The following is an 18,943-nucleotide window of genomic DNA, read 5'->3' on the forward strand; positions in this document are numbered from 1 at the left end:
GTTGATAGGCCGGATCTGGAAGCCAGGTAACTGGTGGAGGTGACCGGTACTAATAGGCCGAGGGCTTGTCCTCAGTTGCTCGCGTCCACTGTGTTGGTTCTGAAACCACGAACAGCCCCATGTGCCACACATGGTTCGGTTGTCAGTTTCATAGTGTTTCGGTGGTCATAGCGTGAGGGAAACGCCCGGTTACATTCCGAACCCGGAAGCTAAGCCTCACAGCGCCGATGGTACTGCAGGGGGGACCCTGTGGGAGAGTAGGACACCGCCGAACTCCTTTTGTAGCTCCGGCTCTTGGGCACCAGCCCAGGAGCCGGAGCTTTTTTGCGTTGGGGTAAGGTCAGGGAGCATCGTCGGCACGTTTCGCACAGGAGGCCCCCGGGTGGAGGTCCAGGAGACCCGCGTCCAGACAGACCGGGTCCTCACCATCCCGAACATCCTCAGCATGGCGCGGCTCCTCGGCGTACCGCTCTTCCTGTGGCTGATCCTCAGGCCCGAGTTCGGCGGGCCCAAGAGCGACACCTGGGCGCTGCTCGTGCTGGCGCTGAGCGGGATCAGCGACTATCTGGACGGCAAGCTGGCGCGACGCTGGAACCAGATCAGCAGCCTCGGCCGGCTGCTCGACCCCGCGGCCGACCGGCTCTACGTGCTGTCGACGCTGCTGGGGCTCACCTGGCGTGAGATCCTGCCGGCGTGGCTGACCGCGGTGCTCCTGGCGCGAGAGCTGGTTCTCCTGGTGATGGTGGGCATCCTCAGGCGGCACGGCTATCCGCCACCGCAGGTGAACTTCCTGGGTAAGGCGGCGACCTTCAACCTGATGTATGCCTTCCCCTTGTTGCTGCTCAGTGACGGAAGCGGATGGATCTCGTCACTCGCTGCTATTTTCGGATGGGCGTTCGCAGGATGGGGTACAACCCTCTATTGGTGGGCAGGAGTGCTCTACGTGGTCCAAGTCCGACGCCTGGTTCGCGCGGACGCCGTGGCCGGTTGAACCCGCCGATTGTCCGGACGTAGTGGCTTGAGATGGCCCCTGGCGGAAAAGTGCGGGACAATCTGGACGGGTGAAGTCGGCTGGACCGTCGTCTCTTAGAGGAGGACGCTTCCGACATGAAGGCCGTCGTGATGGCCGGTGGCGAAGGCACTCGCCTTCGCCCTATGACCTCGAGCATGCCCAAGCCGCTCCTGCCCGTGGCGAACCGCCCGATCATGGAGCACGTGCTACGGCTGCTCAAACGGCATGGGCTCAGCGAGACCGTCGTTACCGTGCAGTTCCTGGCATCGCTCGTCAAGAACTACTTCGGTGACGGCGAGGAGCTCGGAATGGAGCTCACGTATGCCAATGAGGAGAAGCCACTCGGTACCGCCGGAAGCGTCAAGAACGCCGAAGAGGCGTTGAAGGACGATGCCTTCCTCGTCATCTCCGGCGATGCCCTGACCGACTTCGACCTCACCGAGCTGATCAATTTCCACAAGGAAAAGGGCGCGCTGGTCACCGTCTGTCTGACGCGTGTGCCCAATCCACTGGAGTTCGGCATCACCATCGTCGACGAGGAAGGCAAGGTCGAGCGGTTCCTCGAGAAGCCGACCTGGGGACAGGTCTTCTCGGACACCGTGAACACGGGCATCTACGTCATGGAGCCCGAGGTCTTCGACTACGTCGAGCCGGACGTCCCCGTCGACTGGTCCGGCGATGTCTTCCCGCAGCTCATGAAGGACGGCAAGCCGATCTACGGCTTCGTCGCCGAAGGCTACTGGGAGGACGTCGGTACCCACGAGAGCTACGTCAAGGCGCAGGCCGACGTCCTGGAGGGCAAGGTCGACGTCGACATCGACGGGTTCGAGATCTCCCCGGGCGTATGGGTGGCCGAGGGCGCCGAGGTGCACCCCGACGCCGTGCTCCGGGGGCCGCTCTACATCGGCGACTACGCCAAGGTCGAGGCCGGCGCGGAAATCCGCGAGCACACCGTCGTCGGGTCGAACGTGGTCGTCAAGAGCGGTGCCTTCCTGCACAAGGCCGTCGTGCACGACAACGTCTACGTCGGGCAGCACAGCAACCTGCGGGGCTGTGTCGTCGGGAAGAACACCGACATCATGCGTGCCGCCCGGATCGAGGACGGCGCGGTCATCGGCGACGAGTGCCTGATCGGCGAAGAATCGATCGTCCAGGGCAACGTGCGGGTCTACCCGTTCAAGACCATCGAGGCCGGTGCCTTCGTCAACACCTCGGTCATCTGGGAGTCCAGGGGCCAGGCGCACCTCTTCGGAGCCCGCGGTGTCACCGGAATCCTGAACGTCGAGATCACGCCCGAACTCGCGGTGCGGCTGGCCGGCGCCTACGCCACCACCCTCAAGAAGGGCTCCACCGTCACCACGGCCCGTGACCACTCCCGTGGTGCCCGTGCGCTCAAGCGCGCCGTGATCTCCGCGCTCCAGGCCAGCGCCATCGACGTACGCGACCTGGAGAACGTACCGCTGCCCGTGGCCCGGCAGCAGACCGCGCGGGGCAGCGCCGGCGGCATCATGATCCGGACCTCGCCCGGTGTGCCGGACTCCGTCGACATCATGTTCTTCGACGGCAACGGGGCGGACCTCTCCCAGGGAAGCCAGCGGAAGCTGGACCGGGTGTTCGCGCGGCAGGAGTACCGGCGCGCGTTCCCGGGCGAAATCGGTGATCTGCACTTCCCGGCGAGCGTCTTCGACTCGTACACGGGATCGCTGCTGCGGAACGTCGACACCACGGGGATCGCCGAGTCGGGGCTCAAGGTGGTCGTGGACGCCTCGAACGGCAGTGCCGGGCTCGTCCTGCCCAGCCTGCTCGGCAAGCTCGGTGTGGACTCGCTGACCATCAATCCGGGCCTCGACGAGTCCAGGCCGACGGAGACCGGCGAGATGCGGCGGTCCGGGCTGAAGCGCCTCGGAGAGATCGTGGCGTCCTCCGGGGCGGCGTTCGGGGTCCGGTTCGACCCGGTGGGCGAGCGGCTGTCGCTCGTCGACGAGAAGGGCCGGATCATCGAGGACGACCGGGCACTGCTCGTGATGCTGGACCTCGTCGCCGCCGAGCGGCGCAGCGGCCGTGTCGCGCTCCCGGTCACCACGACCAGGATCGCCGAGCAGGTCGCCGCCTACCACGGCACCCAGGTGGAGTGGACCACCACGTCCCCCGACGACCTCACCCGCGTGGGAGGCGAGGAAGGGGCCATCTTCGGCGGTGACGGCAAGGGCGGCTTCATCGTCCCCGAGTTCAGCAGCGTCTACGACGGTACGGCTGCTTTCGTGCGGCTGATCGGGCTGGTGGCGCGGACGCAGCTCACCCTCAGCCAGATCGACGCCCGTATTCCGCGTGCGCACGTCCTCAAGCGGGACCTGGCGACTCCGTGGGCCGTCAAGGGTCTCGTCATGCGGCGAGTCGTCGAGGCCGCCGGAGACCGCTATGTGGACACGACCGACGGCGTACGGGTCGTGGAGACCGACGGGCGCTGGGTGATGGTGCTGCCCGACCCGGCCGAGGCGGTCACCCACCTGTGGGCGGAAGGGCCGGACGACGCGTCCGCGCAGGCCCTGCTCGACGAGTGGTCGGCCGTCGTGGACAGCGCCGGAAGGTAAAGACCGCCGCACGCGCGCGTGCCGGACAAGCGTTCCCCAAGGGGGCCTGTCCGGCACGTGCAGGGGCCGTTCGGAGGTACTGGTCGCGACATGCGACGATGTGCGGCATGCCGCAGCAATCCCCCGTTCGGAGCACATCCTCGCGGCCCGCGCGTCCGGATGCCTCCATGTCGTTGATCACCAACGTCATGGATCACAGCCTGGACGACGGGTACGCCGAGGCCGCGGCCCGGCGGAAGGCCCACGGGGAGGCCGGCGGCGTACCGAAGACGCTGCGGGCCAAGCTGGGCCTCGCCGCCGGCCTGGTCCTCGCCGCGCTCGTGGTGACGGTGGGCGCGGCGCAGGCGCATGTGGCGGCGCCGGTGGTCGCCAAGGAGCGCCAAGAGCTGATCAACCGTATCGACAGCGAGACGTCGTCGGCGGACAGGCTCGAGAGCGACGTGGACAAGCTGCGTGACGACGTGAGCGCCCGCCAGCGGGCGGCGCTGGAGAAGAGCGGCGGCAGCGGGCAGGCGGATCTGGTGGGCGTCCTGTCGGGTGCCACGGCCGTGCACGGGCCCGGCGTCAAGCTCGTCGTGAACGACGCCAAGGAAGCCTCGAGCGGCCAGGCGGGCAATCCGCGCGAGACCTCGGGGTTCTCCGACACCGGCCGGGTGCGGGACCGCGACATGCAGCGCGTGGTGAACGGGTTGTGGGCCTCGGGCGCGGAGGCCATCTCCATCAACGGACAACGGCTGACCACCCTGTCGGCGATCAGGGCCGCGGGGGACGCGATACTGGTCGACAACAAGCCGCTGGTGCCGCCCTACACGGTCCTGGCGGTGGGGGACGGGAAGAAGTTGAGCACCAGGTTCCAGAACAGCGCAGACGGGCTGTATCTGCACGCCCTGGAAGAGAACTACGGCATCCGGACCGGCATTTCCACGGAGAGCGACGTCCGGTTGCCCGCAGCACCGAGTGTGATCGTACGTACAGCACAGCCGAGCACTGAGAAGGGCACATCGTGATCGCCGTACTGGGCCTCGTCGTGGGAGTCGTGGCCGGCCTGTTGGTCCGTCCTGAGGTTCCGGCGGTCGTCGAGCCTTATCTGCCGATCGCCGTCGTCGCGGCGCTCGACGCCGTCTTCGGCGGTCTGCGGGCCATGCTCGACGGCATCTTCGACGACAAGGTCTTCGTGGTGTCGTTCCTGTCCAACGTGGTCGTGGCCGCGCTGATCGTGTTCCTGGGCGACAAATTGGGCGTGGGCGCGCAGTTGTCCACCGGTGTCGTGGTGGTCCTCGGTATCCGCATCTTCTCCAACGCCGCGGCGATCCGGCGGCACGTGTTCCGGGCGTGACGGCGATGAGCAACCAGGACGAGCAGCCGGAGAAGAGGCTGCGCAAGGAACTGCCCGCAGAGGTGCCCGCCGAAGCGCCCGCAGAAGTGCCCGCCGAGGTGCCGGCTTCGGCCCCCCTGCCCGAGGAGGCCGCCGAGCAGCGGCCTCAGCAGGCCCTGACCGGTCGGCAGCGCCTGGTCCAGGGGCTGTGGCCGCCGCGCGTCAGCCGGGCCCAACTGATCGTCGCGGTGCTGTTGTTCGGTCTCGGCTTCGGGCTGGCCGTGCAGGTGGCGTCGAACAGTGACAGTGACAGCGCCCTGCGCGGTGCCCGCCAGGAGGATCTCGTTCGCATCCTCGATGAACTGGACGACCGTACTCAGCGTCTTGAGGACGAGAAGCAGGGACTGGAGAAGCAGCGGCAGGAGCTGCAGAGCAGCTCCGACCAGGCCGCGGAGGCGCGCAAGCAGACCGCCGAGAAGGAGAAGCAACTCGGTATCCTCGCGGGCACCGTGGCGGCCGAGGGTCCCGGCATCACGATGACGATCGACGACACGAAGGGGACGGTCCAGGCGGACATGCTGCTCGACGCGATCCAGGAACTGCGCGCGGCCGGCGCGGAGGCGATCCAGGTGAACGGTGTGCGGGTCGTCGCCGGGACGTACCTCACCGACTCCGGCAAGAGTGTGAGCGTCGACGGGAACAAGATCAACTCCCCCTATCGTTTCAAGGTCATCGGCAAGCCGCAGGACCTGGAACCGGCCCTCAACATCCCCGGAGGCGTGGTGCAGACTCTCGAGAAGGAGCAGGCCACCGTGACCGTCGATCGGTCGAACAAGATCGTCGTGGATGCCTTGCGACCGGCGAAGCAGCCTGACTACGCTCGGTCGTCCTCATAGTGAACCGAGAGTGCATGGGGGACGTCGGACAGGGGCATGAGGTTGCGGGGGGTCGGCGTACCGAAGGGGTGGTGCGTGGTGGAAACTGTCTGGTGGCCACGGACGTTGTGAGGGTGTCCGGGTCGGCCGGTGTAGGCAATCAGGGTTCGTCCTGCCCCACGGGCGGGTCTGTTTCGGTCAAGGGGAATCGCCCGTGAAGTTGTTTGCGAAGTTGTTCGGCAAGAGCGCGCGAGAGGGCAGCGACAACGCGACCGCCCGCCATCGCGCACAGCCTGACGCAGAGGGTCAGCGCCCGCTGTTCCGTGACCAGGTCGCTGGTCCGGGCGGTGACATTTCCGGAGGTCAGGGCGCGCCGTCTGTTGACCCTGCCCAGTCCGGCGGCATAGGTTTCGGGCAACCGTCAACCTCAGGTACGGGTGGAGGGTTTACCTCCGGCCCGTACGCGTCCAGCGCTCCGGCGGGGCAGGAGGATCCGTCCATGTCGGCAGTGGTGTGTACGAGGTGCGGAAACCGCAACGCGGACAACGCCCGCTTCTGTTCCAACTGTGGCGCGCCGCTGCGCCCCGGAGCCGTGCCGGAGCGTGCGTCCGAGACGACGTCCACGATCTCCATCTCGGGTCTCGAGGCCTACGACGCCGAGGCGACCGGCCAGACGCCGATGCTCTCCCCGGAGGCGCAGGCGGCCGTCGACGCGCTGCCGCTGGGCTCGGCGCTGCTGGTGGTGCGCCGTGGGCCGAACTCGGGCAGCCGCTTCCTGCTGGACAGCGAGCTGACCACGGCCGGACGTCATCCGCAGAGCGACATCTTCCTGGACGACGTCACGGTCTCGCGTCGGCACGTGGAGTTCCGGCGCTCCCCGGACGGCTCCTTCACGGTGGCCGACGTCGGCAGTCTGAACGGTACGTACGTCAACCGGGAGCGGATCGACCAGGTCGCCCTGTCGAACGGTGACGAAGTGCAGATCGGCAAGTACCGGCTGGTGTTCTACGCGAGCCGGCAGGGCATCTGACCATCCCCCGGACGCCGTCCGGGGGAACCCCCAGGGAAGGTCCATGCTTCGAACACCGAGCGGCGGTGCCGGGCACGGCACCGCCGCCACGGACAGTGGGCTGGTGAGCATCGGCACGGTGCTGAACGCGCTGCGTGACGAGTTCCCCGAAGTCACGATCTCCAAGATCCGGTTCCTGGAGTCGGAAGGGCTGGTCGAGCCGCAGCGGACCCCCTCGGGCTACCGGAAGTTCAGCGCCGGGGACGTCGAGCGCCTCGGTCACGTCCTGAGGATGCAGCGGGACCACTATCTGCCGCTCAAGGTGATCCGGGAGCACCTGGACGCGATGGAGCGCGGTGAGGCCGTGCAGTTGCCGGTCGTCGGGCGCCAGCGCGACGGAGAGTCCGTGCTCCAGCCCGCCGAGGGGCCCACAGCGGCCCGGATCGGGCGGGCCGAGCTGCTGGCGGCCGCCGGGATCGACGAGAGCGATCTGGAGGAGTGGGAGTCGTACGGACTCCTCACTCCCCTGGAGGGCGGGGTGTACGACGCGGAGGCCGTCACCGTTGCCTCCCTGGTGGCGGAACTGGGTCGGTTCGGTATCGAGCCGCGCCATCTTCGGGTGATGAAGGCCGCCGCCGACCGTGAGGCCGGGCTGGTGGACCAGGTGGTGGCCCCGCTCAAGCGCCACCGGAATCCGCAGACCAGGGCGCATGCGGAGGCCCGTACGAGGGAGCTGGCAGCGCTCACGGTGAGGCTGCACGCGGCTCTGGTGCAGACCGCGCTCGGGGTGCGGCTGCCTTGAGCGGTACTGGTGTGCGGAGGCCGGATCGGGCACCCGTTCCCGGCCCGACTACCCAAACGTCCCGGGCACGGCCTAGGGTTGCTGTGTGAACGAGCTCGATGTCGTAGGTGTCCGGGTGGAAATGCCCTCCAACCAACCGATCGTGCTCCTGCGTGAAGTGGGCGGCGACCGGTACCTCCCCATCTGGATCGGGCCGGGGGAGGCCACGGCGATCGCCTTCGCCCAGCAGGGCATGGCCCCCGCACGACCGCTGACCCACGACCTGTTCAAGGACGTGCTGGAGGCCGTCGGTCAGGAGCTCACCGAAGTACGCATCACGGACCTGCGTGAGGGCGTCTTCTACGCGGAGCTGGTCTTCGCCAGCGGCGTCGAGGTGAGCGCCCGCCCGTCCGACGCCATAGCGCTGGCCCTGCGCACCGGAACGCCGATCTACGGCAGTGACACGGTGCTCGACGACGCGGGCATCGCGATTCCGGACGAGCAGGAGGACGAGGTGGAGAAGTTCCGCGAGTTCCTCGACCAGATCTCGCCCGAGGACTTCGGCACCAGCAGCCAGTGAGAGCGGTGGGCGGCCGGTGGCGGACACGCGGTCCGTGACCGGCCCCTTGACGGCGTGTGACCGCAGTTGCGGCGGTGCCCGCCCAGGGCCGACGAGAGCGTCCTGACGTTCCCCGCCAGCGCATTCGGCTAGCCTTTCCCCGCGGTGGGGCACGGGAAACCACTCTTAGGGTGATTATCACTCGGCGTGCCGAGTGTGGCGATCGTTGACGCACCCCTGGTGACTGCCTACCGTCGAGAAGGCAGGTCAAGGACGGAGGTCGGCGTGAGAAGCAGCGGCGACGGTACGGCTGGGGGTGCCCCCGGACGCGGTTTCGGGGAGAGCGGTCCGTACCCTTCCCCCAGCGCTCGGCTCCGCTCGGGCAGGGGGTACCCCCCTCATGCCGGCGCGGCAGATCCCGTCCCGAAGCGGCCGACGGCCGTGCCGAACGGCGGAGGGGCGGCGTCCATGGCGTCCGAACAGATCGGCTACCGCGGACCGACGGCCTGCGCGGCCGCCGGGATCACTTACCGCCAACTCGACTACTGGGCCCGCACAGGTCTGGTCGAGCCGAGCGTGCGGCCGGCCTACGGGTCGGGCACGCAGCGTCTGTACAGCTTCCGCGATGTGGTCGTCCTCAAGATCGTGAAGCGCTTTCTGGACACCGGTGTCTCACTGCAGAACATCCGCACCGCCGTCCAGCACCTCAGAGAACGCGGCTTCAGTGACCTGGAACGCATGACGCTGATGAGCGACGGCGCCACGGTGTACGAATGCACCTCCCCCGACGAGGTCCACGCCCTGTTGCAGGGCGGTCAGGGGATCTTCGGAATCGCCGTGGGAGTGGTGTGGCGAGACGTGGAAAGCGCGCTCTCCCAACTGCACGGGGAGCGCATCGACACCGGTGAGACCCTCGTCGGCCAGAACCCCGCGGACGAGCTGGCGCGGCGGCGCAACAGGGCGGTCTGAGCGCGGCCGCCGTCCGGCGACGGAGGATGCGCTGCCGCCGGTGCGCCGGCCGGCCGGGCGTTGTCAGTGGTGTGGTGCAGCATCGGAGATGTGAGAAACGCGCCCACGATCCTGCATCTCGACATGGATGCCTTCTTCGCCTCGGTGGAGCAGGCGTCCAAGCCGAGCCTGCGCGGCAAGGCCGTCGTCGTGGGCGGGCTCGGGCCGCGCGGAGTGGTCGCCACCGCGTCGTACGAGGCGCGGGTGTTCGGAGTCCATTCGGCGATGCCGATGGCGCAGGCGCGTCGGCTCGCCCCCAACGCGGCCTACCTCGTTCCGCGCTTCGGGTTGTACCGCTCGATCAGTGAACAGGTGATGGCGTTGCTGCGGGCGCTGTCCCCGCTCGTGGAGCCGCTCAGCCTGGACGAGGCGTTCGTGGACCTGGAGGCCGGCGGAACGGCCTGGGACGAGCAGTCGGCGCGACTGGCGGGAGCGAGGCTGCGCGCGGACATCCGGGCCGCCACGGGGCTCACGGGGTCGGTGGGACTCGCCGCCTCCAAGATGCTCGCGAAGATCGCCTCCGAGCAGGCCAAGCCGGACGGGCTGGTACTGATCGAGCCGGGCACCGAGCGGGCGATGCTCGGTCCCATGCCGGTGCGCACGCTGCCCGGGGTGGGCCCGGCCACCGGGGACCATCTGCGACGCGCCGGTATCACCACGGTCGACGAACTCGCCGAGGCGGGCGAGGACGAACTCGTACGGCTGCTGGGGAAGGCTCATGGCCACGCTCTGTACGCCATGGCGCTGGCACGCGACGAACGTCCTGTGGTGGCGGAGCGGGAGGCCAAGTCGGTGTCGGTCGAGGACACCTATGACGTGGACATCCACGACCGGGTCCGGGTCGGTCTGGAGGTGCAGCGGCTGGCCGACCGGTGCGTGCGGCGGCTGCGCGGGGCCGGGCTGTCCGGACGGACCATCGTGCTGAAGGTACGGCGGTACGACTTCTCGACGCTGACCCGGTCCGAGACCCTGCGCGGGCCCACGGACGATCCGGCGGTGGTGCGGGAGGCGGCGGCCCGGCTGCTGGACTCCGTTGACACGACCGGCGGCGTACGGCTGCTCGGCGTGGGGGTCTCCGGGCTCGCCGACTACACCCAGGAGGACCTGTTCGCGCAGGCGGCGGGCGAGCTGACGGAAACGGCGGCGGCGGAGGAGGTGGTGACCGATTCCGCCGAGCACCAGCCGACGCCGGCCGAACGGCGCTGGCCCGCGGGGCACGACATACGGCACACCGAGTTCGGCCACGGCTGGGTGCAGGGCAGCGGCCTCGGGCGGGTCACCGTGCGCTTCGAGACCCCCGACTCGGGGCCCGGCCGGGTGCGGACCTTCAGGGTCGAGGATCCGGCCCTGGAACCGGCGGACCCGCTCCCGCTGACCGCCGGGGCAGCGTCGAGCGGCCTCCGGGGCGGTGCGCGGGACGAGGGGGCCCGAGGCGCCGCGAGCAGCCCATAGCGCGAGCAGACCATGGCGGGAGCAGCCCCTAGCAGGAGCAGCCCTAGCGGGATCAGCCCTAGCGGGAGCAGCCCTGGGCGGGCGGCGTGCCCCCGGCTGCTACGTCGGTCCCGCCGTCTCGTCCGTGCCCGCGAGATCGCCGAAGTCGTGGTCCGGGAGTGGGGGAGAGGTGCTCACGTCGAGGCCGTAGTGGTGGTACAGCTGGAGCTCCTGCTCCGGGGAGAGATGGCGGCCGACGCCGAAGTCGGGTGCGTCCTTGATGAGGGACCGGTCGAAGGGGACTTGCAGGGCGCCGTCGATCAGCTCGCTGGGCTCCAGAGGGACGAAGGCGTCCCTGGAGAACAGCCCGGTGCGTATGGCCGCCCACTCGGGCTCGCCGGTCGCGTCGTCGAGGTAGACCTCGTCGATCGTGCCGATCTTGTCGCCGTTCCGGTCGAACGCCTTGCGGCCGATCAGGTGGCGCGGATCGATATCGGTTCGCACGGTCCCTCCTCTTGGTCGCAACTCATCCGTTAGCACTACAAAAGAGCACATTCAGGAAGGCGGCCACTCGAGGCTCACACGTTGACCTCGCTGGTACGCTGGCAAGCGGCTGCTGACCCCGTGCGGGAGAGTCCTCCGGACACCATCGGAGGCGCCGAAGGAGCAACTCCTCCCCGGAATCTCTCAGGCCCACGTACCGCACGGACGAGGTCACTCTGGAAAGCAGGGCGGTGTCTCGACGGCTTCCGCTCTCACCGACGGTGAAAGCCGGGACCTTCGGGCGACCCGGTGAAGCTCTCAGGTCGAGATGACAGAGGGGGAGGCCGTCGGGGTATCCGTACCGGGGTGCCCCTCGAAGGTCGCGTCAGACCAGGAGGCCTCCGCAATGACCGCCCACCGCACTCCGCTCTCCGAGCTCGAACAGGGCATTCCGTTCGAGCAGCGCCACATCGGCCCCGACCAGGAGGCGCGGGCCAAGATGCTCGCGCACGTCGGCTACGGCTCACTCGGCGAACTGACCGCCGCCGCGGTACCGGACGTGATCAAGAACGCCGACGCCCTGGACCTGCCGGGCGCCCGCACCGAGGCCGAGGTGCTCGCCGAACTGCGATCCCTCGCCGACCGCAACCAGGTCCTCGGCTCGATGATCGGGCTGGGCTACTACGGGACCTTCACGCCGCCGGTCATCCTGCGCAACGTCATGGAGAACCCGGCCTGGTACACGGCCTACACGCCGTACCAGCCGGAGATCTCCCAGGGCCGGCTCGAGGCCCTGCTGAACTTCCAGACGATGGTCGCCGAGCTCACCGGACTGCCGACCTCCGGCGCCTCGCTGCTCGACGAGGGCACCGCCGCGGCCGAGGCGATGGCGCTCTCCCGGCGCATGGGCAGGAACAAGAAGGGCCTCTTCCTGGTCGACGCCGACGTGCTGCCGCAGACCGTCGCCGTGATCCGGACCCGCGCCGAACCGACCGGCGTGGAGGTCGTCGTGGCCGACCTCAGCGAGGGCATCCCGGCCGAGGTCGCCGAGCGTGAGATCAACGGCGTGCTGATCCAGTACCCGGGCGCCTCCGGGGCCGTACGCGACATCAGGCCCGTCATCGAGCAGGCCCACGGGCTCGGGGCGCTCGTCACCGTCGCCGCCGACCTGCTGGCACTCACCCTGCTGACCTCCCCGGGCGAGCTCGGCGCGGACATCGCGGTCGGTACGACCCAGCGCTTCGGTGTGCCGATGGGCTTCGGCGGCCCGCACGCCGGTTACATGGCGGTGCGCGAGAAGTTCGCCCGCAGCCTGCCGGGCCGTCTTGTGGGCGTGTCCGTGGACGCGGACGGGCACAAGGCCTACCGGCTGGCGCTGCAGACCCGTGAGCAGCACATCCGCCGGGAGAAGGCCACCAGCAACATCTGCACCGCTCAGGTGCTGCTCGCCGTCATGGCCGGTATGTACGCCGTCTACCACGGCCCCGAGGGCCTGCGGAGCATCGCCCGGCGCACCCACCGCTACGCCACCCTCCTGGCCGCGGGTCTGCGGGCGGCCGGGATCGAGGTCGTGCACGGCGCGTTCTTCGACACGGTCACCGCGCGGGTGCCGGGCAAGGCCGCCGAGGTGGTGGCCGCGGCCCGGGAGAACGGGGTCAACCTGCGGCTCGTCGACGCCGACCATGTCTCGGCCGCCTGCGACGAGACCACGACCCGGGACCGGCTGGCCGCCGTGTGGTCGGCTTTCGGGACCGACGCGGACATCGAGGCACTGGACGCGGTGACCGGGGACACGCTGCCCGAGGCCCTGCTGCGCACCGACGAATACCTCACCCATCCGGTCTTCCGCCAGCACCGTTCCGAGACGGCGATGCTGCGCTACCTGCGCCGGCTGGCCGACCGCGACTACGCGCTCGACCGCGGCATGATCCCGTTGGGCTCCTGCACCATGAAGCTCAACGCGACCACCGAGATGGAGCCGGTCACCTGGCCGGAGTTCGGGCAGCTGCATCCCTTCGCCCCCGCGGAGCAGGCACAGGGTTACCTCACGCTCATCCGTGAGCTGGAGGAACGTCTCGCCGAGGTCACCGGATACGACAAGGTGTCGCTGCAGCCCAACGCCGGTTCGCAGGGCGAGTTCGCCGGCCTGCTCGCCGTGCGCGGCTACCACCGCGCCAACGGCGACGACCAGCGGACCGTCTGCCTCATCCCGTCCTCCGCGCACGGCACCAACGCCGCCAGCGCCGTGATGGCCGGCATGAAGGTCGTCGTCGTCAAGACCGCCGAGGACGGCGAGATCGACGTCGAGGACCTGCGCGCGAAGATCGAGCAGTACCGCGACGAGCTGGCCGTGCTCATGATCACGTATCCCTCGACGCACGGCGTCTTCGAGGAGCACGTCGCCGACATCTGCGCACAGGTCCACGAGGCCGGCGGCCAGGTGTACGTCGATGGCGCCAACCTCAACGCGCTGGTCGGGCTCGCCAAGCCGGGGCACTTCGGAGGTGACGTCTCGCACCTCAACCTGCACAAGACGTTCTGCATCCCGCACGGCGGCGGCGGTCCCGGCGTCGGCCCGGTGGCCGTGCGCGAGCACCTCGCGCCGTACCTGCCGAACCACCCGCTCCAGCCGGCGGCCGGGCCCGAGACGGGTGTCGGCCCGATCTCGGCCGCGCCCTGGGGCTCGGCGGGCATCCTGCCGATCTCGTGGGCGTACGTCCGTCTGATGGGCGGCGAGGGCCTCAAGCGGGCCACCCAGGTGGCCGTGCTGTCCGCCAACTACATCGCCAAGCGACTGGAGCCGCACTACCCGGTGCTCTACACCGGCCCGGGCGGCCTGGTCGCGCACGAGTGCATCATCGACCTGCGGCCGCTGACCAAGGCGACCGGGGTGTCCGTGGACGACGTGGCCAAGCGGCTCATCGACTACGGCTTCCACGCCCCGACGATGTCCTTCCCCGTGGCCGGCACGCTGATGATCGAGCCGACCGAGTCGGAGGACCTGGCCGAGCTGGACCGGTTCTGCGAGGCGATGATCGCGATCCGCGCGGAGATCGAGAAGGTCGGCACGGGCGAGTGGCCCGCCGAGGACAACCCGCTGCGGAACGCCCCGCACACCGCCGGCGCGCTGGGCGGCGAGTGGGACCACGCCTACAGCCGGGCGGAGGCCGTGTTCCCGGCCGGGGCCTCGGCCGCCGACAAGTACTGGCCGCCGGTGCGCCGCATCGACCAGGCCTTCGGTGACCGGAACCTGGTCTGCTCCTGCCCGCCGCTGGACGCCTACGAGGACTGAGAGAGCGTGTGAGGCCCCGTCCGTCCTGGGCGGGGCCTTCGGCTTGCCCTTCGGCATCCGGGATCGACTTCCGGTCGTACGGGCACCGTGACCGTACGACCTGGGTCTCACAGGTGGACGCTTCTGCGGGGTGACGTGCTCGGCGCGGGCGAACCGGAGGATGAGTTCGGGTGGGGAGGACCTCCGCCGCCCGACCACATCGGCGACTGGAGACCCTGATGAGTCCTGTGCGTTCCCTGCTTCGCTCCCGCAAGTCGGCTTCCCTGGCCATGGTCGTCGCGATCGCGGCTGCCGCCACCGCGGCCAGCGGCGCCACGGCGGTGTCAGGCAGTCCCCGAGAGCGGCCGGTACAGGCGGCTGTCACCGGGTCCGCCGTGTTCCGCCTGCCGTACGCGGAGGATGACGACATCCGCTCGCTGACGTTCGCCGCGCACGCCGTACCCTTCAGCAGGCCGATCCCCGGCTTACCCGGCGGGCTGCCGACCGACGCGCGCGGCACGGTGAAGGTCTCCCATTACTCCTCGGAGCGGAACATCACCTACACCGCCGAAGGTACGGTCGACTGCCTGGTGACCGCGCCCGGCAGCGCCACCCTGACCGCGGTCATCACCGAGGTGAGCGCCGGAGGCCCGGACTGGGTGGGGAAGCGGCTCGGGTTCAGCGTGTACGACGGCGGGGAGGACAAGCCAGGGAAGCCGTCCCGGGACCGGGTGGGTTTCTCCTGGGACGACGCCGAGAACTGGACGGTCGGCGGCGACAAGCACATGGATGAGGTGAATTCCTGCATGGCACCGGCACCCTCCGCACCCGTCACGAAGGGTGGCTACCGGGTCCGGCACGCGGATCTGCCGCTCTGGCGCACAAACTGAAGCCTTCTGCCGGGCAGACGCGGGTCCTGGGCCGTGTCCGCAAAGTCCCGCCTGCTCCGCGACGCCCGGCATGCTCCCCCAGAGGCACCAGACGCCGCGCGGCTCGCCCTCCGGGCGGAGGTTGCGGACACGACCTGGGCGGACGCAGGCCCTTGCGCGTTCACGCCGTCGCCAGCGACACCTCGGTCGACTTGATCAGGGCGACCACGTCGGAGCCCACGAAGAGGCCGAGGTCGGTGGCGGCCTCCTTGGTGATCGCCGCGGTGATCCTGCCGCCGTCCACGGTGACCTTCACGTGGGCCATGACCTCGCCGAGCTCCAGGTGGGTGATCGTTCCGGAGAGCCTGTTGCGGATGGAGAGGCCGTCGACCCGGCTGGTGGCCAGGGAGACCCCCGTCGACTTCACCAGAGCGCGGACGGAGACACCCGGGGCCAGGGCCAGTTGGTCGACGGCCTCCGAAGTGATCGCCGCGATGAGGTCCTGGCCACCGTCCAGGCGGACCTTGACTGCGGTCATGACGTCGCCGGGCTGGATGGCGGTGACGGTGCCGGGGAGCTGGTTGCGGATGCTCAGGGTCATGACTCATCACCGTAGTGCGCGTGCGGCTTCTGGGACGGTATGCGCGGGTTTGCGTCACCCTGGCCGTCATCGGCTCGATCACACACGGTCGATATGTACATTCGTCGACTTCACTCGCGCGGTGGCCTCCATGCCGACCTCCAGACCCAGTTCCTCGACGGCCTCCCGGGTGAGGAGGGAGACGAGCCGGTGGGGGCCGGCCTGGATCTCCACCTGGGCGGCGACGTCGCCGAGCTTGATCGCGGTGACGATGCCGGGGAAGGCGTTGCGCACGGAGGTGTGGGACCCGGCTGTGTCCTCGTCGTTGCCGCCCGCCTTGGCGAGTTCCACGGAGAACGCGGCCAGGTCCTTGCCGTCGATGAGCCGTCGCCCCGCCTCGTCGCGGTGGGTCGCCACCCGGCCCGCGTCCGCCCAGCGGCGGGCGGTGTCCGGGCTCACGCCGAGCAGTCGTGCTGCCTGGCCGATCGTGTAGGACTGCATGCCGGTCACGATAGGGCGCGGGTCCGAGGGAGTCGGTACGGGCCCCGCCGGGGCCCTGCCGTCTTCGACTCATTCGACGACCGGCCCCCTACCTGATGCACGACACCTTGACGCCTCTGAGCGGCCTTTCTAGAGTCGCGGTTCGGAACGTTCGGTGATATCGCCGAATGTTTCGGCTCACCATCGTGTACCACTGCATGCACCGCAGCGGCACTTCCGGCCAGGGGATGCCGATTTCGCCGCACAAGCGTCGTCCAAAGGGTTGCCACCCGGCAAGAGCGGTCTCTAGGGTGCGGCGCAGCTTTCCGGCGTAGTTCCGAAAGTTTCGAAGAGAAGGAGCGCATCATGGGCGACCCGGCACTCTCCCGCCGCGGCTTCCTGGCGGCCTCCGCCGCGGCCGGTCTGGGCATGACGGCACTGAGCGGCTGCGGCGGCGACTCGGGCGGAGGGTCGTCGAACGGCACGACCACCATCGAGTGGTGGAACATCTCCACCACCCAGCCGACGAAGACGGTCTGGGCCGGTCTGGCCAAGAAGTTCGAGGCGCAGAACCCCAAGGTCAAGGTAAAGATCGTCCAGTTGGAGAACGACGCCTACAAGTCGAAGATGACGGCGCTGATCGCCTCCGGGAAGCTGCCGGACATCTTCCACACCTGGGGCGGTGGCGTGCTCAAGCAGCAGGTCGACGCGGGGCTCGTCGAGGACCTCACCGACAGGACCAAGCCCTGGTCCGACGGAATGCTGTCCGTCGCCAAGCAGCCCTACCTCATCGACGACAAGCTGTACGGCATCCCGTTCGACATCGGCATGATCGGCTTCTGGTACAACAAGGCGCTCTTCAAGCAGGCCGGCATCAGCACCCCGCCGACCACCTGGAGCGGCTTCCTCGACGCCGTGCGGAAGCTGAAGGCTAAGAACATCACGCCGATCGCCGTGGCCGGCAAGGAGAAGTGGCCCGAGATGTACTACTGGGCCTACCTCGCCATGCGCACGGCCGGAATCGACGCCCTCAAGAAGGCCGACGAGGCCAAGGACTTCAGCGACCCGGGGATCGTCCAGGCCGGACAGCACCTCAAGGACCTGGTCCAGCTCCAGCCGTTCCAGAAGGGGTTCCTGGGCGCCGGGTACTCCACTCCGACCGGCCAGGCGGCCGCGGTGGGCAACGGCAAGGCGGCCATGGAGCTCATGGGGCAGTGGGCCCCGGTCGTCGAGGCCGACTCGGGCAAGGGACTCGGCTCGAACCTCGGTTTCTTCCCCTTCCCGGCCGTCGAGGGCGGAAAGGGCGCCATCAACGAGGTGTTCGGCGGTGGCGGCGGGCACGCCCTGCGCAAGGGTGCCCCGCAGGCGGCCGTCGACTTCCTGAAGTTCTTCGCCTCCGAGACCACCGACCTGGAACTCGTGAAGAAGACCAACACCCTCCCGGTGGTGCCCGGCGCCGAGAAGGCGCTCTCCGACCCCAACACCAAGGCCGTGCAGGCACAGTTGAAGGGTGCCACCGGCTTCCAGCTCTACCTGGACCAGGCGTACGCGCCCGCCGTCGGCCAGGAGGTCAACGACAGTGTCGCCGCGCTGATCGCCGGCTCGAAGTCACCCGAGCAGGTCGCCCAGTCGATCACCAAGGCCGCGAAGGAAGCGTAGTAGCCGGCGATGACCTCGACCTTCCTCCCGGACAAGCGGACGGACCCCGGTGTCGCCCTCTCCGCCCCGGCGGCGGCGTCGGCCCGGGGACGGGCGCGCCGACGCCTGCTGAACTGGCTCACCGCGGTCGCCTTCCAGGTGCCCGCGCTGGTGCTGTTCCTCGGGCTGGTGCTGCTGCCGATGCTGTTCGCGCTGTACGCCGCCTTCTTCCGCTGGGGCGGCTTCGGCATGCCCTCCGACTACATCGGCACGGACAACTTCACCCAGCTCTTCAAGGACGACGTCTTCCTGGGCGACCTGTGGCGCTGTCTGCTCCTGGTGGTCCTGTCCCTCGCGCTGCAGCTGCCGTTCGCGCTCGCCATGGCCGTCGCGCTCAACCAGCGGCTGCGCGGGCGGGCCGTGTACCGGATGCTGTTCTTCGCGCCCTACGTCCTGTCCGAGGCGATCACCGGTGTGCTGTTCAGCATGGTCTTCGCCCCCGACGACGGGCTCGCCGACCACTTTCTGGGCGCCATCGGGCTGGACGGCGTCGGCGGGGAGTGGTTCGCCGACCCCTCCTACGTCATGGCGACGCTGTTCCTCGTCATGACCTGGAAGTTCTTCGGCTTCCACATGATGCTCTACCTCGCCGGGATGCAGGCGATCCCGCCCGAGCTGACCGAGGCGGCGCTGATCGACGGCGCGAACCCATGGCAGCGGTTCCGCAACGTCACCCTGCCGCTGCTCGCGCCCACCCTGCGCATCAGTGTGTTCCTGTCCGTCATCGGGGCGATCCAGCTCTTCGACCTGGTCTGGGTGATCACCCAGGGCGGGCCCGACCACCACTCCGAGACGCTGGCCGTGACCATGTTCCAGTACGGCTTCAAGCGCTACCAGGTCGGCTACGCCAGCGCGATCAGCGTGGTCATGTTCGGCATCTGCCTCGTCTTCGCCGTCGTCTACCAGCGGTTCGTGCTCCGCCGCGACCTCGAAGGGGCCACCACGACGATGAGGGGAGACGGCAAGTGACCCGCAGGACCA

At 69.0% G+C, this 18,943-nt stretch carries 17 protein-coding genes, 1 rRNA gene and 1 riboswitch; of the genes, 15 read left to right on the forward strand and 3 right to left on the reverse strand.

Going from position 1 to position 18,943, the window contains the following annotated elements; all coding sequences use genetic code 11:
- The first annotated feature begins 157 nt into the window (after window positions 1-157).
- The 11 genes from rrf to ACFYZQ_RS11435 all read left to right on the forward strand — a co-directional run bounded on the left by rrf (window position 158) and on the right by ACFYZQ_RS11435 (window position 10,602).
- Window positions 158-274: ribosomal RNA gene (gene rrf, locus ACFYZQ_RS11385) — 5S ribosomal RNA — on the forward strand.
- Window positions 275-382: 108 nt separating this feature from the next.
- Complete coding sequence (locus ACFYZQ_RS11390; protein ID WP_389144778.1) at window positions 383-991, forward strand: CDP-alcohol phosphatidyltransferase family protein; 609 nt, start codon at window positions 383-385, stop codon at window positions 989-991.
- 116 nt (window positions 992-1,107) lie between these two features.
- On the forward strand, window positions 1,108-3,603 hold the full coding sequence (locus ACFYZQ_RS11395; RefSeq protein ID WP_389144781.1) for a sugar phosphate nucleotidyltransferase: 2,496 nt from the start codon (window positions 1,108-1,110) through the stop codon (window positions 3,601-3,603).
- 167 nt (window positions 3,604-3,770) lie between these two features.
- On the forward strand, window positions 3,771-4,610 hold the full coding sequence (locus ACFYZQ_RS11400) for a DUF881 domain-containing protein (RefSeq protein WP_389144784.1): 840 nt from the start codon (window positions 3,771-3,773) through the stop codon (window positions 4,608-4,610).
- Window positions 4,607-4,939, forward strand: coding sequence for a small basic family protein (locus ACFYZQ_RS11405; protein ID WP_003988855.1), 333 nt, complete (start codon window positions 4,607-4,609; stop codon window positions 4,937-4,939). Before ACFYZQ_RS11400 ends, ACFYZQ_RS11405 begins: the two co-directional genes overlap by 4 nt.
- A 5-nt stretch (window positions 4,940-4,944) precedes the next feature.
- Complete coding sequence (locus ACFYZQ_RS11410; RefSeq protein ID WP_389144786.1) at window positions 4,945-5,814, forward strand: DUF881 domain-containing protein; 870 nt, start codon at window positions 4,945-4,947, stop codon at window positions 5,812-5,814.
- A gap of 193 nt (window positions 5,815-6,007) precedes the next feature.
- A complete protein-coding gene (locus tag ACFYZQ_RS11415) occupies window positions 6,008-6,823 on the forward strand; it encodes an FHA domain-containing protein (RefSeq protein ID WP_389144789.1) in 816 nt (271 codons plus the stop codon).
- Window positions 6,824-6,866: 43 nt separating this feature from the next.
- Complete coding sequence (locus tag ACFYZQ_RS11420) at window positions 6,867-7,604, forward strand: MerR family transcriptional regulator (protein ID WP_389144792.1); 738 nt, start codon at window positions 6,867-6,869, stop codon at window positions 7,602-7,604.
- Between the two features lie 85 nt (window positions 7,605-7,689).
- Window positions 7,690-8,163 (forward strand): bifunctional nuclease family protein, encoded by a 474-nt coding sequence (locus ACFYZQ_RS11425; RefSeq protein WP_026253112.1) that lies wholly within the window; start codon window positions 7,690-7,692, stop codon window positions 8,161-8,163.
- A 264-nt stretch (window positions 8,164-8,427) separates the two neighbouring features.
- Window positions 8,428-9,111 carry a MerR family transcriptional regulator gene (locus ACFYZQ_RS11430; protein WP_389144795.1) on the forward strand — a complete coding sequence of 228 codons (684 nt, stop codon included), beginning with the start codon at window positions 8,428-8,430 and terminating at the stop codon, window positions 9,109-9,111.
- A 90-nt stretch (window positions 9,112-9,201) separates the two neighbouring features.
- Window positions 9,202-10,602, forward strand: coding sequence for a DNA polymerase IV (locus ACFYZQ_RS11435; RefSeq protein ID WP_389144797.1), 1,401 nt, complete (start codon window positions 9,202-9,204; stop codon window positions 10,600-10,602).
- Window positions 10,603-10,701: 99 nt separating this feature from the next.
- On the opposite strand, the gene ACFYZQ_RS11440 is transcribed toward ACFYZQ_RS11435, so the two are convergent.
- Window positions 10,702-11,085 (reverse strand): PRC-barrel domain-containing protein, encoded by a 384-nt coding sequence (locus tag ACFYZQ_RS11440; protein ID WP_389144800.1) that lies wholly within the window; start codon window positions 11,083-11,085, stop codon window positions 10,702-10,704.
- 113 nt (window positions 11,086-11,198) lie between these two features.
- A riboswitch (glycine riboswitch) is annotated at window positions 11,199-11,294 on the forward strand.
- A gap of 176 nt (window positions 11,295-11,470) precedes the next feature.
- On the opposite strand from ACFYZQ_RS11440, the gene gcvP reads away from it, so the two are divergent.
- Together gcvP and ACFYZQ_RS11450 are read left to right on the forward strand one after the other, a co-directional pair.
- On the forward strand, window positions 11,471-14,356 hold the full coding sequence (gene gcvP, locus ACFYZQ_RS11445) for an aminomethyl-transferring glycine dehydrogenase (protein ID WP_389144803.1): 2,886 nt from the start codon (window positions 11,471-11,473) through the stop codon (window positions 14,354-14,356).
- A gap of 218 nt (window positions 14,357-14,574) precedes the next feature.
- The gene (locus ACFYZQ_RS11450; protein WP_389144805.1) at window positions 14,575-15,225 is read left to right on the forward strand and encodes a hypothetical protein; all 651 of its coding nucleotides are present in this window, start codon (window positions 14,575-14,577) and stop codon (window positions 15,223-15,225) included.
- A 160-nt stretch (window positions 15,226-15,385) separates the two neighbouring features.
- Here the strand turns inward: ACFYZQ_RS11450 and ACFYZQ_RS11455 are convergent, their stop codons facing one another.
- Entirely contained in the window at window positions 15,386-15,805 is a 420-nt protein-coding gene (locus ACFYZQ_RS11455) for a molybdopterin-binding protein (protein ID WP_389144808.1), read from the reverse strand.
- Window positions 15,806-15,883: 78 nt separating this feature from the next.
- A complete protein-coding gene (locus ACFYZQ_RS11460) occupies window positions 15,884-16,285 on the reverse strand; it encodes a molybdopterin-binding protein (protein ID WP_389144811.1) in 402 nt (133 codons plus the stop codon).
- Between the two features lie 345 nt (window positions 16,286-16,630).
- Here ACFYZQ_RS11460 and ACFYZQ_RS11465 point away from each other — a divergent pair, with 345 nt between their 5' ends.
- Both ACFYZQ_RS11465 and ACFYZQ_RS11470 read left to right on the forward strand, forming a co-directional pair.
- Window positions 16,631-17,923: an extracellular solute-binding protein gene (locus tag ACFYZQ_RS11465; RefSeq protein WP_389144814.1), complete on the forward strand. Its 1,293-nt coding sequence runs from the start codon at window positions 16,631-16,633 to the stop codon at window positions 17,921-17,923.
- 9 nt (window positions 17,924-17,932) lie between these two features.
- Window positions 17,933-18,931: a carbohydrate ABC transporter permease gene (locus tag ACFYZQ_RS11470; protein WP_389144817.1), complete on the forward strand. Its 999-nt coding sequence runs from the start codon at window positions 17,933-17,935 to the stop codon at window positions 18,929-18,931.
- Window positions 18,932-18,943 lie beyond the last annotated feature (12 nt).

This window comes from Streptomyces sp. NPDC001843, assembly GCF_042891955.1.
GTDB lineage: Bacteria > Actinomycetota > Actinomycetes > Streptomycetales > Streptomycetaceae > Streptomyces.